Origin of the sequence: Paenibacillus oenotherae, assembly GCF_019443105.1 — a bacterium.
Lineage (GTDB): Bacteria > Bacillota > Bacilli > Paenibacillales > Paenibacillaceae > Paenibacillus_Z > Paenibacillus_Z oenotherae.
The window spans coordinates 879416-897888 of sequence record NZ_JAHZIJ010000001.1 but is presented as its reverse complement, the minus strand read 5'-3'; the positions used below and the strand labels follow the sequence as shown (position 1 = coordinate 897888).

Here is an 18473-nt window from a genome sequence, read left to right as displayed (position 1 = left end):
CATGCGGATGCAGGAACAAGAGGAGGAATTTCGCAGATATGTTCAACATTTGTGGAATCGCTCTATGTCAGCCCGAGCTCCTTGCACAGCTCGACTAACTGATATACACCGTACAATTGCTGGCGGTTGCGGTTGTGGATGCTCAGCAGTGCCTCCTCCGTAACCTTTTTCGCTTTTTCAATTGAATGCTGCTCCACAGCTTGTACGATTTCTTTCATATTCTCCAGGAAGTAGACGGTTCTTCGCAATGTGCGTATGAGCAAAATTTGCCGGATGTGCATAGGGGAGAACACCCGGTATCCATTCTCAGGATCACGTTCCGGGGTAAGGAGTCCTTCCGATTCCCAGTGGCGGATGGCTGAAGCTTGTACATCGGTGAAAGCGGCGGCTTCGCCAATGGTCATGAGGGGCTTGAGGCCTTTGTTGGTGCTTGGCGTGAGCTCCGGATGATGCAGCAGCGCAAGCGTCTGGTCAGCAATGACTTTCTCTTGCTGCAGATCGGCTTGTTCCTTGTTGACGAGCCAGAAGGCGGTGTCCATATTCCCGTCCTGAATGTGGCGGAGCACCCCGCAAGTGACAGGGAAGCCGAATCCGGCGACCATAGCGCGCAGACAGCGAAAATAAGCCAGATGCACCCCCGTATAAAGGCGGTAACCATTGGCTGCGCGGTCAGGAGGCGGAATAACTCCCCAGGATTCATAATGCCGCAATGCACTAGTGCTTATCCCAAGCTCTCTGGCTATCTCAATCGGCTTGTAGTAGCGCATCTCCCATCCCTCCGGGCGGTAGTAGTAGATTATCACTATAGCAGAACCTTAACCGCCAGGCAAAGAGTAGAGAAAAAGATTAAAGCTATAAAAGTCGGCATTATCGAAACTTAGCAAATGGATGACCACATTCATGCAACGGCACTTTTTCACTCGATTGCATGAATGCTGTAAAACGTCTGCTAAAAGCAACTTTTATAGCTTCTCAGATGGACGGACAGTCAGCTTGGCAGTGATAGGAGAGCCGTGTTATTAATATTGGATATGGGTAATATCGTCTCCTGATAGAGTAATCGTGCTTTCATCCATATAGGTAATATCAACTTTCCGCAATTGCACCTGTGTGATCGTATTGTTATACCAGGCATTCTCCCAATAGTATTGCGAGCCGAAGGACACGCCTGGTTTCGTCGGACCAGTGTGCATGCCTCTAAAGGTACTGCCTCCGCCTATATCACTGCTCACAATATCGCCAACCGCATTGTAGGGAACAACTTCAAAATAGATATATTTAATCGTTTTATCGGATTTATTCGTCCAATGCACATATAAGTTAACACCATCTGCAGAATTTGGCTCACCGGGATAAACTTTAGATACTCGGAGGATTCCCCGAGCCTTCTCGCGTGCGCTCTTGGCTGCTTCGGCTTTCTTGCGATCAGCTTCAGCTTTTCTTTCGGCATCGAGCTTGCTCAGAATTTGCGTGCTGGACGCAGCGAGCTTCTGCGCTTCCTTGTCCTCTGGAGTACCATTGTACTTTTCGTGGATCTTTTTTGCTTTTGCAATGACTTCCAGGTACTGCTTCTTTTCATAGCTGTTTCTGATTGCAATAAGATCATTTTGCGGGCCGTTCTTGACTTCATCCAATTCATTCGTCATTGCAGTCATTTCGGACTGGAGGCCGCTAATTTTTGCATTCAATGATTCAATTTCGCTATCTCGATCACTGAGCTGATTTTGCAAATCTTCTATTACCTTCTTGTCCGTATTGCTATTGCTGCTGCATCCGCTTATCAGCCCGATTGCTAGTATGAGTGCGATCAATGTGAATAGTGCCTGTCTGTACATAATTATCCTCCTAAAGTTGTAGTTTTGTGTATGGGGAAGTAGGTACTTAGGATCATATAGGGAGATTGTACCACAATTTCCCTTGGCTGGGTTAAAAATATTGATAGAATAGGAGCAGACGAACGGTTCAGAACTCGTCGTTTACATCCAAGCACGACTATGAAGAGGAGATGAGCGAATGCTGCTGCTGAAGGGACAAAAGGCTGATATTACAAAGGGAAGAAATCTCGCTAATTTGAGTCTGCAATTTGGATGGTCAACGGCCAGTGATGCATTCAGCATAGATGCCGCTTGCTTCGTATTATCGGAGCGGAACCGGTGTGAGCGGGAAGGGGATTTTATTTTCTACGGGAATCCGTCTGCAGGGAGCGGCGCCTTGACTCATGCTCAATTGAATGGACCGGATAAGGAAGGCATCAGGATCGCCCTCTCCAAGCTTCCGGCGAGTACTGCCAAAGTTGCGTTCACCGTTACCATCTATGAGGGCGAGAAGCATGGGTATGGGATGAAGGATGTCTCGAATATGTATGTGCGGCTTATGAATGACGACAATGGCGAGGAGCTGTTCCGTTATGAATATGGCTCGGATCTGTCCAGGGAGACGGCTATCGTAGTCGGGGAGCTGTACAGGCATAATGGAGAATGGAAGTTTAATGCGATTGGCAGCGGGTTCTATGGCGGGCTGGCGGCATTATGCACGAACTTCGGCCTGGAGATCGAAGATGAAGGGACGCAAGAGGCTGCCGCAGCTGTGGAAGAAACGGTCGTTTCGACGATTGATTTGCGCAAGCGGATCGTGGGCATTACATTGGAAAAGAAAAACATGACCCAAGTAGCAGCCAGAGTGGGGCTTGTGCTCGACATTTCGGGATCCATGCTGAATCTGTACAAGAATGGTACCGTGCAGGAAGTGGTGGAGCGGATTCTCGCAGTCGCTTGCAAGTTTGATGATGATGCGGTGCTGGATGTATGGGTTTACGATAACGAGTACAGCCGCCTGCCTTCCGCGACGGAGAAAGACTTTGAGAACTATGTGTTGAACCACATTATGAATAACAGGCATATCCACAAGTTTGGCCGCAACAACGAGCCGCCGGTGATGGAGGATGTCATACGCAAATATACAGTGGAAGAGGATTCCGCATTGCCGGTGTTCATCATATTTATCAATGATGGCGGGGTCGTAAAGCAGATCAAGAAGGTTATAACGGAGTCTGCTGTACAGCCGATCTTCTGGCAGTTCGTAGGGATTGGCAATTCCGACTTTGAAGTGTTAAAGCGGTTGGACTCGATGGAAGGGCGGATCGTGGATAACGCTAACTTTTTCCATGTGAAGGATATTGCGGCAGTATCGGATGAAACGCTGTACAGCCAGCTGCTGAATGAGTTTCCGCTGTGGCTGAAAGAGGCGAAGAACAAAAGAATTATTCGGCCGTAATGTGAGCAATCCATAAGAAATCCGAGGTTCAATGATGTGCTACGATGTGTTCATACCATCATTGTGAGAGAGGGGATTGTTTATGAACAGCAACATTTCCAAAGGCCGTCTGTGGACGGCGCGAATTATGAGAGGGCTTGTTATTCTGTTTATGCTGTTTGACAGTATATCTAAATTTTTCAAGCCTGCTGTTGTGGTAGAAGGAACAGTCGAGCTTGGATTTGCAGAACATCATATTGCGGTCATTGCCTCGCTGGGGCTTCTATCTATCCTGCTGTATGCGGTTCCGCGTACCTCCTTCCTGGGTGTCGTGCTGCTTACGGGGTATTTTGGCGGCGCAATTGCTATTCATGTTCGAATGGATTCTCCGCTCTTCTCCCACACGCTGTCTCCTGTCATCTTTGCCGCGCTAGCCTGGGGAGGACTGTGGCTGGTCGATGAAAGAGTGCGGAAGCTGATGCCTTTTGTGAGGAAGGGTTAAGTGGGCAATTATAAGATAAGGAAGTATTTTTAGTGAACACTTCTACATCCTTTTAGTTGTTGTTCACTCCTGGCGAGAAAAGATTAAACAAGATGTGACGGTGTCAGAACCCATCCAACATAGCGGGGGGTTCTTTGTTTTTATGGATAATTATAGTAATGTTAATGAGCTAGGAGTGATACACATGGGTGGCGGTTTATGTGGAGGGCATGAAGGGATTATGGCAAATCCATTTGCAAACAAAAAGAAAGTCCGTGGTTGGAAGCGTAGAATTAAGCAGATTGAACAATGGAAACAACGTCATATTGATTTGGACATTGAACAATTATTTCGTAACAATAGAGACTATGTAAAGTTATGGATTGACCCATTTTACAGGTTGACTAGACGTAATCCTCCGATGTGGTATTCTCGATTAATATTTAGGGCAATGATACAGGTTTATTTATCTTGGTACCAACGGTTAAAACAACTAAATGAGCCATTTTATCTAAAAATTTGGTTATATCATCCCCATTTTATAAATTCACAAATTGTTGTTGCTTTTCGTGAGTGTTTAGACTTTTACAACAATACTTTTGATAAGAGTAATGAACATAGATCATTCCCTACTGCTCTCTATGAGGGCACAGTGTCTTTATCGCATTTTGATTGGGCGCTTCATATTGATGCAGATCATTATTTGCTTTCCGAACTTCAGGAAGATGTAAATTTAGGATATAGAACACAAAAGGATATTGAGTATATTAAGGAAAAAGCATATAGGATTGACCCTATAAATTTGAGTGGTACTTTCGATACAGTTTTTAATGTGAAAGTCGGGCATGTTTGGGTAGGTGAGATGAAAAGGGGCAACTAATATGAACAGATATAATTGTCCTTGCTGTGGTTATCCCACACTGGAGGAAAGACGAGGTTGGGAGATTTGTTGCTTATGTAATTGGGAAGATGATGGCCAAGATGATCCCCCCGCAGATAAAGTTTGGGGTGGTCCCAATCAAGATTATTCACTTGCAGAGGCCCGGCAGAACTTCAAAAAACACTACATCATGTATAGAGATAGACGAAGTATCCTAAAACAAACGGATAAAGAAATTCAAACAAAGAAACGTTTAATTCATGCATTTGAAAAACTTAGAACTGCAAATAATGAATCTGCTCAACAAATAAGGCAGGAAATCGAATCCTTCGAAAAGGTACTAGATGATATTGTTCACGAGCGAGTGGAACGATACAGCACCAACATAGAAGAAAATCAAGAGATCATGAACCTGATTAATTCCGATAATCCTGGTACAATCGTAAACGGCTTGCTTTCCCTGACTTTTAATGCGGACGATGGGGAGTTTGTACAGGAACTGATGGTTCATTATACTCAGCATAAAAACGAAAATATAAGAGGGATAGCAATTCTTTGCTTTGGTCATATCGCAAGAATACATGCAACAGTTAATAAGGAACTGATTATTCCACTTATCAATGATGCATTAAAAGATGAGAGTTCGTTTGTTAGAGGGCACGCACATTCAGCTTTAGATGATATAAATATGTTTTGTAAGTAACATTTGAAGCAATGCAATTTCGAGGAACAACCGGCAGGAAGAGATTGTGCAAGAAGCAATAGAGTTGTTGGTGAAAAGTCGGTAGATGAAAAGATAGGCGAAGGGTCGTCTCGTAGGATCTGTGAGGATCTGGGGGGCGGCTTATTTTTGTTTGTGATTATGTAATTGGGATTCCTTAATATTTTAAGTCATTCTTTAATAAAACGACCTATCATTTCCTTTGTTTTTAGGATAATATATCAGACGTTAAGCAATTTTTAGGTGATAATTTTTTATAGAAATTATTGTTTGTTAGAAATGGAAGATAGGGTATTTATCAAGAACTGTTGAGGGGAAGGGTTATCATTGAACTTCAAGAAAGTTATTTTGCTCGTATTCGTTGTAATCATGTTAGTGCAGACTACAGCCTATGCGGGGCCAATGATCTATATTTATGATGACAATAATAGACTGTCCCAAATTGAATTTGAGAAGGATGGCAAGCAATATCGGACAAGCTACACGTACGATCACAATGGCAATATGATCAATCAGATTACAGCAGAGATTGAAGGCGGAGCAGAGCCGCCTGTTTCAAATGGTTTTGTGAAAGTAAGCGCGGGGTATGATTTCTCTTTTGCAATTAAAGCGGATGGCTCCTTATGGGCATGGGGGAATAATTCCTATGGTCAACTTGGTACAGGCGCAGAGAAAGTAAGCTCGATCGGGAATACCCCTGTTCTAGTTGAAGGGATTGCAGATGTGGAAACGTTGTCTGGCGGAACTGATCATACACTAGCCCTAAAAAAAGATGGAACGGTATGGTCGTGGGGAAGGAATTACAAGGGGCAATTGGGGCAAGGTGTAGTCGTTCTAAAGCCAGTACCTGAACAAGTGGTAGGATTAAGCGAGATTGAAGCTGTAGCGGCCGGAAGCGAATACAACTTAGTTTTAAAAAATGACGGGACGGTGTGGTCTTGGGGAGATAATACCTATGGACAGTTAGGGGACGGCACGACTACAAATAGGAGCAGTCCTGTCCAAGTTACTGGTTTAAGTGATGTTGTAGCTGTAGCGGCTGGGAACAATCATAGTATGGCAGTGAAAAGTGATGGAACTGTTTGGACGTGGGGAGAAAATTCTTATCAGAAGCTCGGCGATTGGACATATGCTAATAAAAGCGTCCCTGTCCAAGTAACGAACCTGAGCGGGGTCGTAGCTGTAGCAGCCGGATATTATCATAGTGTGGCTCTGAAAACCGATGGGACAGTCTGGACCTGGGGTAATAATGGCAGCGGTCAATTAGGCAATGGAACTTTGAATTATTTCTATCCTGTTAAAGTATCTGGTTTGGACGGTATTGTTGAAATAAAGTCCGGAAGTAACCACAATATTGCGGTAAGCGGCGATGGATCTGTCTGGAGATGGGGGAATAATAATTACGGCCAATTGGGGGATGGAACTTTTGTTAATAGAAGCTCACCTGTTCATTTGTCCGAATTAAGTATAACTGAAATTGCAATAGGCGCAAATCATAGTATTGCTCTTCAAACAGATGGAACTGTGATGACATGGGGAAGTAATAACTTTTGGCAATTAGGCAATGGAAGTTTTAATAATAGAAACACACCAGCCCCTACAAAGAATATTAATTCCATTATTGCAACAGCATCAGGGTATGGGCACCATCTAGTAGTTCAATATGATGGGAGTTTGTGGGCATGGGGGCAGAATTCATATGGGCAATTGGGTGATGGTCTAAGTGGATTACCAAGGTATTCTCCAATTCTTGTTCCATCTCTAACTTCAGTAGTATCAATAGCGGCCGGAAACCAACATAGTATTGCGGTTATAAGCGATGGTACGGTCTGGACATGGGGACGTAATAATTACGGTCAACTGGGTGACGGTACAGAGGTAAACAGATATGAACCTGTGCAGCTCTCCGGTTTAAGCTCCGTTATCTCTGTAGTAGCAGGAGGCAATTACAGTTTAGCGATCAAGCGGGACGGTACGGTATGGGCATGGGGAGATAATTCCTATGGTCAACTGGGAGACGGCTCGAATACAAACCGACTCTCGCCTGTTCAAGTAATCGGATTGGACTCCGTTGTTGCTGTAGCGGTTGGCAGCAATCATAGTCTAGCGGTCAAAAGCGACGGGACAGTATGGGGTTGGGGACTTACAAACGGTTCTGGAGCGAGTAATAATACTCCTGTTCAATTATCTGGTTTAAATTCTGTCGTTGCGGTATCGGCAGGCGACTTCCACAGTACAGCGCTTAAAAGTGATGGAAGTGTTTGGATGTGGGGGGTTACAAAGCAAGAAGGTAATACAACGTATTCTACGGTGTCTCCGGTACAAGTGCCTGGGTTAACTGATGTTGTTGCAATAGAGGATGGCCGTTTTCATAGAACAGCAGTTAGAAGTGATGGAACCGTTTGGGTTTGGGGACGAAATCAAGAGGGGCAACTAGGAGGAGCAGCGAATAAAAACTATGAGAATACGCCGACTCAAATGCCAGAGTTGGAAGGGATCGTTAATGTCTCGGTAGGCGAATATCATAGTGTTGGCGTTAAAAGTGACGGTTCATTGGTGATGTGGGGATCAATAGGAATTGATGGCTGGGGAGACGGTACGCTTCTAACTGTTCATAGCCCGGTTGAATCGCAAAGCTTGAGCTCGATAGTTGAGATAGATACGGATCGTCTGCATACCTTAGCGCTAAAATCTGACGGAACAGTATTGGCGTACGGTTATAATCTCGATGGACAAGTAGGCGATACTATCGGTGGAAGTAATCCAATATTAGTTCCAGGGATAGATTCGATTGTGTCTATATCTGCTGGTTATTCACATAATCTAGCGGTCAAAAGTGATGGGAGCGTTTGGGCATGGGGAACTAACGCATATCAAGAACTAGGAGACGGCACGAATATTACTAGATCGGCGCCTGTAAGAGTGCTCAACCTGAATGATGTCAAATTCGCGGAGGCTGGCTGGAATCATAGTTTCGCCGTGAAAAATGACGGAAGTGTATGGAGATGGGGCTTACACACTGCCTCTCCTGTTCAAGTACCCGGATTAAGCTCAATTATTGCTTTAGCGACAGGTAGTTTCCACTGTATAGCGCTTAAAAGTGATGGGACTGTGTGGACATGGGGAAGTAATCAATTTGGTCAACTTGGTGACGGAACGACAACATCTCAAGCGTTTCCTATTCAAGTGCCGGAGCTAGACTCCATTGTTGCTATAGCTGCTGGCCAAGCGCATAATCTGGCAGTCAAGAGCGATGGCAGCGTTTGGGCCTGGGGAAATAATGGATGGGGCCAACTAGGAGATGGAACGACGACTACGAATCGTTTATCTCCCGTTCGAGTATCGGGCCTTGGCTCAGTTAAAGCTGTTGCAGCTGGAGCAGTTTTTAGTCTAGCAGTCCAGAATGATGGAAGTATGTGGGGATGGGGAGATAACCAATATAGCCAGTTAAGCGGCGGTATCGGAACAAACAATCGAACATTGCCGGTCCTCATAAAAAATAATAGCTCGGTTATTGCTGTTTCTGCCGGTGAACGTCATAGTGTTGCGGTTCAAAGCGATGGGAAGGCGTTAGGTTGGGGTTACAATTATTACCGCCAGCTTGGTATAGAAGCACCAGTTCGCGAAGTATGGGGCTCATACCCTACCGAGCAAAACATTCCTGTCTCGCATACGAAAACAGACACTAGCATCGCTCTGAAATGGCTAGTGAATGATGCAGAAGAAGCTGGAATTGCGAACTATGAAATCTACCAAGGTGTTGAACGTGTGGGAGAAACAACGACCAGACAGTTCGAGGTAACAAATCTTCGTCCTTCCACACGTTACCTCTTCCAGATCAAGGGGATAAATGCAGCAGGGCAAGTGGTGGCTGAAAGCGGACTCGTAGCGATCAGTACGATGGCCGACACCACCGCTCCAACCGCGCCAAGCGGCTTGCAGCTCCTAAATACCATGGGCACCTATGCGGATCTGGCATGGAATGCGAGTACAGATAACGTGGGTGTTACGGGCTATGAAGTGCTAGTCGATGGGGTGGTAAAGGGGACCTTCACGGACACTAGCGGAATCATCACTGGCCTTGAAGCAGGCCATGCGTATGCGATAACCGTAAGGGCCTATGATGCTGCTGGAAATCGCTCCGCCGCAAGCGCTGCTCTCACAGCAACACTGCTACCTGACACCGCAGCGCCAACCACACCGGTCGTGCAGGCAGAAGCCGTCACCGAAAGCGGCGTGACGTTAACGTGGCAGCCCGCGACAGACAATGTGGCTGTCGTGTCCTATGAGATTCAACAGAACCAAGCCGTGATCCGCATAGAACCCGGCAGCGCGACAACCTACCTGGTGACGGGATTGAAACCGAACACGGCGCACACCTTTGCCGTCACCGCCCTTGACGGTTCAGGCAACCGCTCGGCGGAGGGCACTGTGAACGTGACAACGTTAGCGGATCAGACAGCGCCAAGCGTACCGGTCGGTGTTCAGATGAACAGCTACACCTCAGATAGCATCAGCTTGACCTGGGAGGCATCCACGGACAATGCCGCAGTGACCGGCTATGACATTTACCGGGATGGCGTTCTGGCAGGATCCAGCCTGCTGCCGACCTATGTCGTCGTGGGCTTGCAGCCCAATGTGCCGTACACCTTCACCGTCAAGGCAAAAGACGGCTCCGGCAACGTATCCGGCTTCAGCCAGCCGCTTGCCGCCACGATCATCCCGGATGACGAAGCGCCTGCTGCCCCGCTGGGACTGGAAGCCGAAGCATGGAGCGAACGGGAAGCGACGCTGCGCTGGCAGCCCGCCACCGACAATGTCGGCGTGGTGAGCTATGCCATCTTCCGCGACAATACCGTGATCGGTCATAGCAGCACGCCAACCTTTACAGATACAGGGCTTCAGCCGGGCACGACCTATATGTACACCGTCAAAGCCCGGGATGGAGCGGGGAATCTCTCCCCGGCAAGCCCAGCTATTACAATCGTAACACGCGGAGACGCCCTCGCCGATGGCGAGGCGCCGTCCACCCCGCAAAGTCTGGCAGTGGACAATCGGACCGGGACGAGTCTCGACCTTGTCTGGCTCCCATCGACGGATAATGTTGGTGTCAGCGGCTACGAAATCTATGCCGGTGAGACGTTGCTCGGCACAAGCGTAACCAACCGCTTCACCGTAGACCCGGTCGATACGGCAACCTCCTATGCGTTCACCGTCCGGGCGCTGGATGCGGCGGGCAACCGTTCTGAACGGAGCGCTGCGCTGCACCTTGCGGGCGATGGCGCAGATACCGAAGCGCCAAGCGCGCCGACGAATCTGAGCGCGGATGCGACAACCGATACGACCGTCCAGCTGTCCTGGACAGCATCGACGGACAATATCGGTGTCAGCGGCTATGACATTTATAACGGCAGCACACTGATCGGCAGCGTGAACGGCACGACGACAGCCTTTACCGCAGCAGGCTTGACGGCGAATACGACCTATCTCTTCACCGTTCATGCGAAGGATGCAGCGGCTAACGTGTCGGCAGCCAGCCAAGTGTTCAGCGTAACGACAACCGGTGCCAATCTGCTGCTGAACGGCGGTTTTGAAACCTACACGGGCAGCAGTGGCGTCGCGGATAATTGGATCAAATCATCGAGCGCAGGCGCCTCAGCGGTCTTCCAGACCGTAAGCAATCCTGTTGCCGAAGGGATTCAAGCACAGCAAATGACCGCTTCTGGTATGGCTAATGGGGATAGTGCCAAGATTCAGCAGCTCGTCACCATGACGCCGAGCACGGCGTACACCGTCAGCGGCCAGTTTAACGTGGCCAGCCTGACCGGGGCGAAGGTTCAGCTCTATGTTGACTTCCTGGATGCGAGCAACGCCATCGTCGGAACGGCCAAAGTGGAGCAGCTCGATGCCACGAGCGGCTATATCACCCTGACGAAGTCCGGCGTAACACCGGCTACAGCGGCCAAAGCGAAAGTATACGCCATCTTGCGGGGAACTGCTGCAGGCGGAGCAGGCAACTTCACGGTCGATGATCTGCGCGTCACGCAAGCGCCGCCGCCGGGGGATACCGAGGCGCCAAGCGCGCCGGGATCTCTGCTTCAGACTGGTACAACAGAAACAACCGTCGCACTGTCCTGGACGGCATCGACGGACAATGTGGGTGTCAGCGGCTATGATCTCTACAACGGCAGCTCACTGATCGGCAGCGTGAGCGGCACGACAACGGCATTTACTGCAACAGGCCTGACAGCGGGCACAGCTTATACCTTCACGGCAAAAGCGAAGGATGCGGCAGGGAACGTCTCGGCCGCGAGCAACGCGCTTAACGTCACGACCGTGAGCAGTCCGCTCAATCTGCTGCTGAACGGCGGATTTGAAACGTATACGGGCAGCAGCGGCGTGGCGGATAACTGGATCAAATCATCGAGTGCGGGCATCACGGTGTCCTTCCAGACCGTGAATACTCCGGTCGCTGAAGGGGCTCAGGCGCAGCAAATTACCGGCTCGGGCCTAGCCAATGGAGATACGGCAAAAATTCAGCAGTTGGTCAATGTTGCCCCCAATACGGCGTACACCGTTAGCGGGCAGGTTCATGCCGCAAGCCTGACAGGCGCGAGAATTCAGCTTTATGTCGACTTCCTGGATGCGAGCAATGTCATCGTAGGAACGGCCAAAGTGGAGCAACTGGATGCCACAAGCGGCTATATCACCTTATCGAAATCCGGCGTAACACCAACTACAGCGGCCAAAGCGAAAGTGTACGCCATCCTGCGGGGAACCGCCGCAGGCGGCGCGGGCAGCTTCATCGTGGATGACATGCGCCTCATCAGCCTTAGGACAGGCAAGCCGCTGCACGACATCTCATAATAAGCGGTCGCATTGATACTGCGGCAAGCAATATATACGGTAAGCAGCCAACGACTATACGAACCACAAATCATTGTACACCCACATATATGATACCCAGAGACGCTGGTAAACCCGGTCGTCTCTGGACAATTGGAGGTCAATCATGTTCAAGCGGATTGTTATCATCATCCTTGCGATAACGTTTCTGATCCCTTCTCTGAATGGAGCAGCAGAGGCGCAGACAGCGGGTAAGACCCCGGAGTCGCCTGCTCAACCGCTCCAGAATGGACAAGCGGAGAATGCAAAACCAGCCAAACCAGCGAAGAAATCGACTATCAAGCAGCGGAAGGAAACAGCTGCGCCCAAGGAGTCCCGGATGAAAAACGGGACGGCCCTTCAAGCGGTTGAGGCTCAGGCCGATCGGAAGGAGCTGCTGAGAAAACAAGATTTGCTCCCTTCCGAGCGTTCCAAAGCGATGGACAAGCTGCCGGCCTTCATGAAGCAGATTATGGCTTATTTTTATCCGGCTCAGTTTGACAGTTTGCAGGAAAGCGAGAAGCTCGCCGTGCTGAGCTGGGGGAGCAAAGAGGTCAACCAAGCGATTGCCTCGCTTTCCGCTGCCCAGCTCAAGCAGTTGGAAGCACTGGCGCCGGTCGCCATCGAGCATCGGGATTTCCACCAGGACAAGAAGACCTACAAAGTCAAACACGCTCCTTTGTACGATAAATCGGAGCCGGATCACGAAGCGGAACCTGCAAAGTCACCGAAAAAGCCGAAAGCTGCCCAAAATGTCTCTGTACTATCGGCTCCCGGCAATGGCAAATATGTGTATCGTCCGTTTACAAATGAATACAACTACAAGGTCAATACAGATGATCTGGTAGACCCTATTTTCCGTACAGCCAACCGAACGGTCACCGATCTCTCGCTTGCAGGCAAACCGGGATTGGATCTCAATTTGATACGTACCTATAATTCGTTGGGTAGTCAGGTTCTGGAACCCCATTATATTAGCAGAAACGTCTTCCAGGAAGGTCCAGGGGAAGAGGGGGATTTCGGCAACTTTGGCGAAAAGCCGGATAGCTCGTACCAAACCGGGTTTATAGCGACCGGCTGGCAGTTGAATCTGCCACAAATGGAAGCCCAGTTTATATTGAAAGGCGTACAAGCGGAGACCGTTGCCTGTGCAACGACAGATAATCCTTGTCAGCAGGGGAGCAATGTCAACGTTCAGACGAGTGGTTATCAGACCAACTATAAGGAAGTTCTGCTGGATACTCCTTATGAGAAAATCATTTTTACGTTAGAGGATGGCAGCTCCATCGAATTTCGCGACCGAGTCCCTTATCGTTATCCGTACAAGGATGCCGCCTATAGTGTGAATGAGCAAGATCAGCACATTCTCAGTCTGCAGGGAGGATGGATCACGTATACCTTTTCCCCTACAGGAGAGATTCTGAGCAAGAAAAATGCACTCGGCGATCAGCTGACATTCACCTATCCGACACAGAGCCGAACGATTATTACGGATTCCTATGGCCGCACGATCACATTATATCGGACACAGGACTTATCCATTTCAGCCGAGGATGATAAGTGGGTTATTACGGGCTTTGACGTGAGAGAGAACAACGTCCTGACTCGCAAGATTCAGTACGACGTGACTAGGGCTGCTGCTGATTTGGTCACTCGGACATGGACGGAGAATAACGGGGAAATTGGCCTAGCTGACAAACATATCGGGTATTGGCAGCTCGATCGCGTTAGGGATCTGACAGCAGGCAATCACACCTTGGAATCCTACGAATACTATCCCATCGACAATACCAGGATGGCGGATTTTAACCTTAAACCGGATGGGGTTACCTATCGCTCGGATAGCCAGGGTCTGCCGGTCACGGGTTCTTGTGCGGATGTCGCCAAAACATGCTTCGGAGCAGCGTGGAGCTGGGAAGACGGTCAATTGGCAGAGATGGACCATGTGCTCAAGAAGAACAATCAGCGTTATGGCGAGATCGCTTACCTGCTGCTTAATAAAGTCAAGACGTTGCAAGGTTTAACTATCAAATACAACTATCAGAGCTATAATGCGAACTGGGATCAAAATACGCATGTTACCCAGCAAGAGCAGTATCGCGGCACGACACGCCTTTATCAGGATAAGAATGTGCTGCAATATTTTGGCTACCATGCCATTGAACGCATTGACTACCTGTACCAGCAAGAAGGTGCAGCCAAGCTATTATCCAATTATTATGCCAATGAGCATCAAGACCATGGATGGACATACAACGAGTATTGGAAAACACCGAAGCAGAGCGTTCCACGGCTGCAGGCAAGCTCCCGGTTCGGGGACAAGCAGACAATTCGTGAAGACGTCCAGCGCGGGGAATCCACCGAAACGTCCTACCGGCAGTATCGGATCGAGCCGAAAGCGTCGGGCTATCTTTTAAAATTTAGCTGGAATCAACCTTGGAACTACATGGTGCTGCAGCAAACAGAGTCGAATGTGACGTATACCAATGCGGATCATCTCGTAAGCGCCTACGAATACCCGCCGGTGGCAGACCAGTCGATGGAGCTTCTGCTGCCAAAGCCAAGCAAAATCTATCAGTACGCAGGTCAGGTTACCGATCATCAGAACCCGCCGCTTTATCAAGCCAAGCATTTGATTGAGCAAACGCAGTATGATGACTGGGGACAGCCGCTAACGATCACAGATGCCATCGGCAATAAAACGAGTGTGGAATATGAGGGGCCGTTCCATCAGGTGAGCCGTCAAACGATGCAAAGTGCAGATCAGAAGACAAGCGCGAAGACAGAGACGGTCTATTATCCATCCGGTCATGCCTATCGTTTCTTGCCGGCAGTGCGTACGCAATCACAGAAGTATCCAAACCCAATGAACACCGTACAGACACAAGAGGATGTTACCATTACGGATTACAGCGCGTATTCCTCCGATCATCAAGTGCTTGAAGTAAAAGAGAGGGAAGTAGGCGGAGAGGGACAGCAGACGCGAACTGCATTTACTTATACGCCGAGCGGTCAACTGCAAACAGAAACGGTTTGGGCCCGTCTTGAGGCGGATGCACAGCCGTCACCGATCACACTTAGCTATGAATATGATGCGGCTGGCCGTTTGACGAAGGAGATACTTCCGGACTCCAGCCAGACGACTTATGCTTATGACGATCTGGATCGGATTCGTTCCAGTGTGTTTATCCCGGGCGATGGTACGAGCGGATCCCGATCCTATACGATTCAGTATGATGATGCCAATCGTGTGGTCGCTGTCCATACCCCGGAGCAAGAGAAGGTAGAGACCGCATACACCCCTTTCGGTCTTGTTCTGAAGGAACAGCGGACGGTAGATGGTGAAACCCGCGTTACCCTGGTAAACAAAACGAATGACGGGCAGCAAATAAGCGCAGCATTGCCGTATGGGGAAAGTACGCTACAAACGTCATACACATATGACTCCAGCGGAAGACCTAGAACGGAAACTAACAGTATCGGTCAGGAAACGCAATTCTACTATTCGAATATGGCGCAGACAAGCGCAGGGAATGAACAGAAAGAAACCGTTCAGGTGATCTACCCGGACGGTAAGAAAGAGACAAGCTACTATAATCGCTTCGGACAGTTGGAACGATTGGTAGAATCGAGTCCAGAAGATACGAGAACAACGTTATTAACCTATACGCCATTCGGTCAAGTTTCTCGGCAGGATGTCAAGGCAGCGGGAAGCAGCGGCTCTGAAGTGACAGAGACAACACGATATAGCTATGATGCGGCGGGTAATCTGACGTATGTGCTTGATGCAGCCGGACACAAGAATCAATATGTCTATAATCACCAGGGTCAAGTTATCATGACTATGGTGGACGGCAAGCTTCGCAAACAGACAGGGTACAATGAAATAGGATGGAAGCTCACCGATCTGGATGGCGAAGGCCGCAAAGAAAGCTACAAATACTTCAACACCGGTTTACCGGCGGCAACGAAAGACAGAAACGGGCTGACAAGAACGTTTGCTTATACACCTTATATGGAGCTCAGCCGGTCAGCGGTCTCGGATGGGACCAGCGAAGTGTACTGGCAGGAAAATCAATATGATCCGTCCACACGTCTGCTTACACAGACCCGGACGAGTGAGAATGAAACCTTAGATTTTAGTTACGACAAGTGGCAAAGGATGCGTACGCAGCAAGTAGTCGGCAGAACCTATACCTTTAGCTATGACGCCTATGATCGTTTAGAAGGGATTCTGTTCCCGGATCAGAAGAAGCAAGTATACACTTATGATTCCTTAAACCGGATTCAGACCGTTCAATATCCGGGTATGGAGACCGTGAACTACACGTATACGACGGCGGACAACGAGTATGAATACAAGAGGTCTTTCAATGGGTCGTCCCGGCAGTCGGTGACCCGCAACGCGTTTGATGAGTTGATAGAGACCCTGCATTCCAAAAATAATGTAACCAGCTATTCAGAGACATTCACACATGACGGATTCTCGAATATGACGGGAATAACGAAGCTGGATGGGAGCGAATCGGAGCAATCCAGCTTCACGTACGATCTGCTTAACCGGATTCAGTGGGAAGAAACACCGGAAGGAACGAGCGAATATCAATACGACGGCAAGGGCAGCCGGGTAATCAACAAAACCACGCAGCCACCCCGCTTGTCGATGGGGGAACGCAATCTCACTTATAACGCAATGGATATGCTGAGCCGCTTCGAGCAGACGGATACAGGAACGGATGCATCGTACACGTATTACGGGGACGGTCTTCGCGCGACGAAGAATGTGAATGGCACACTTACCCGATATGTGTATGTCGAGGGGCAAGCCATTGAAGAGCTCGATGGCAGCGGAAACGTCAAAGCTCGAAACATATGGGGCAATGAGCTGCTGTGGCGTCAGGACAAGCTTGCTAACAAATCGGGCTACTATTGGTATAACGGACATGGGGATGTTATCCGTATAACGGATGCGAGCGGCACGGAGATTAACCGCTATGCCTACGACATCTGGGGCAATGTGACCGAGAAAGTGGAGGGGATGAGCAACCCGTTCCGCTACACCGGAGAAATTCAGGATGATGAGTCAGGATACATCTATCTTCGGGCCAGATATTATGATCCTACTGTCGGACGATTTACGAACGAGGATACGTACGAAGGCGAGAATGACGATCCGTTATCGCAAAATTTATATACGTACGTAAATAATAATCCGCTGAAGTACACGGATCCTACAGGGAATTTGCCGTGTCTCCCGGGGATGAGTTTCTGTAAAGTAAAGACCCCTAAAGTGGTATACAATGATACCAAAAAGGCCTTGAATTTCTTGTTCTTTGATGATTTAAGGGCCATATTTTCATCTAAGACGACATTTACGCAAAAAGGAATTGCGATACTATCACTGATTCCTATTGGTAAGGTTGTTAAATTCGGAAAAATCACCTTTAAGTTTATTAAAAGTAACGGAAAGTGGAAATATGCAAGCGGGAGTGTCAATTTTTGCAACTGCTTTACAGCGGGGACGAAGGTGTTGACAGACGAAGGGGAGAAGAATATTGAAGACATTGAGGTCGGAGATATGGTTCTCGCTAAGGATGAAGAGACTGGCGAGTTTGCTTACAAGGAAGTCACGCATCTGTATCGAAATGATAAGGAGATCACCTATGAACTAACTGTAGGTGACCAAGTCATTGAAACAACCGACAATCATCCGTTTTGGGTGGAAGGTAAAGGTTGGATACTAGCGGTTGACTTGCAGGTGGGGGACAAATTACAGCAGAGTAACGGGAATACCTTGAGGATTGACAACATCAAGATTGTTAAGCACGAAGAAAAGGTCAAGGTTTACAACTTTACTGTTGCTGACTTCCATACCTACTTTGTAAGTGACTTAGGCATTTGGGTTCATAATATTGACAGCTGTGGTAGAGCAGTTAAATACGCAACTGACCCATTAGCTAACCAACTAGATACGCTTGACGATAGATTATACGGAATGTGGAATAAAGGTAGTTTTGATACCGCAGGGGATTCATTGATAAAGCACTTCAAAAAACATGGTTCTCAGGTTGGTGCTGAAGATTTGGCACAGTATATAAGGAAAGCTGAGGGCTTTGCACAGAATCTAAGGGGTGCAACGAAGAGTTATGTAGATGGAGCAGTTGATGGTGTGATAAGGTACAAGAAGAACGGCAAATATATAGATATTGCCCCTGACGGAACAATTATTTCATTTGGGAAATAGGTGAAATTCA

8 protein-coding genes and 1 pseudogene are annotated in these 18473 nt (G+C 48.4%); 7 read left to right on the top strand and 2 right to left on the bottom strand.

The features are described from left to right. Window positions 1-62: 62 nt before the first annotated feature. The gene (locus tag K0T92_RS03925; protein ID WP_219871068.1) at window positions 63-767 is read right to left on the bottom strand and encodes a MerR family transcriptional regulator; all 705 of its coding nucleotides are present in this window, start codon (window positions 765-767) and stop codon (window positions 63-65) included. 252 nt (window positions 768-1019) lie between these two features. Continuing rightward, on the bottom strand, window positions 1020-1835 hold the full coding sequence (locus K0T92_RS03920; protein ID WP_219871067.1) for a hypothetical protein: 816 nt from the start codon (window positions 1833-1835) through the stop codon (window positions 1020-1022). A gap of 178 nt (window positions 1836-2013) precedes the next feature. Between K0T92_RS03920 and K0T92_RS24835 the strand changes: the two are divergent. The 7 genes and pseudogenes from K0T92_RS24835 to K0T92_RS03890 all read left to right on the top strand — a co-directional run. Further along, window positions 2014-2529: pseudogene (locus K0T92_RS24835) on the top strand (TerD family protein); the annotation flags it as partial. A gap of 129 nt (window positions 2530-2658) precedes the next feature. Continuing rightward, entirely contained in the window at window positions 2659-3273 is a 615-nt protein-coding gene (locus tag K0T92_RS24830) for a vWA domain-containing protein (protein WP_246627885.1), read from the top strand. Window positions 3274-3355: 82 nt separating this feature from the next. Next, the gene (locus K0T92_RS03910) at window positions 3356-3754 is read left to right on the top strand and encodes a DoxX family protein (protein WP_219871065.1); all 399 of its coding nucleotides are present in this window, start codon (window positions 3356-3358) and stop codon (window positions 3752-3754) included. A 142-nt stretch (window positions 3755-3896) separates the two neighbouring features. After that, entirely contained in the window at window positions 3897-4613 is a 717-nt protein-coding gene (locus tag K0T92_RS03905) for a hypothetical protein (RefSeq protein ID WP_246627817.1), read from the top strand. 1 nt (window position 4614) lies between these two features. Next, a complete protein-coding gene (locus K0T92_RS03900; RefSeq protein WP_219871064.1) occupies window positions 4615-5316 on the top strand; it encodes a CPCC family cysteine-rich protein in 702 nt (233 codons plus the stop codon). Between the two features lie 345 nt (window positions 5317-5661). Continuing rightward, a complete protein-coding gene (locus tag K0T92_RS03895) occupies window positions 5662-12201 on the top strand; it encodes an RCC1 domain-containing protein (RefSeq protein ID WP_219871063.1) in 6540 nt (2179 codons plus the stop codon). A gap of 145 nt (window positions 12202-12346) precedes the next feature. Beyond that, window positions 12347-18463, top strand: a complete 6117-nt coding sequence (locus K0T92_RS03890; RefSeq protein ID WP_219871062.1) for a polymorphic toxin-type HINT domain-containing protein — start codon at window positions 12347-12349, stop codon at window positions 18461-18463. The last annotated feature ends 10 nt before the right edge of the window (window positions 18464-18473 follow it).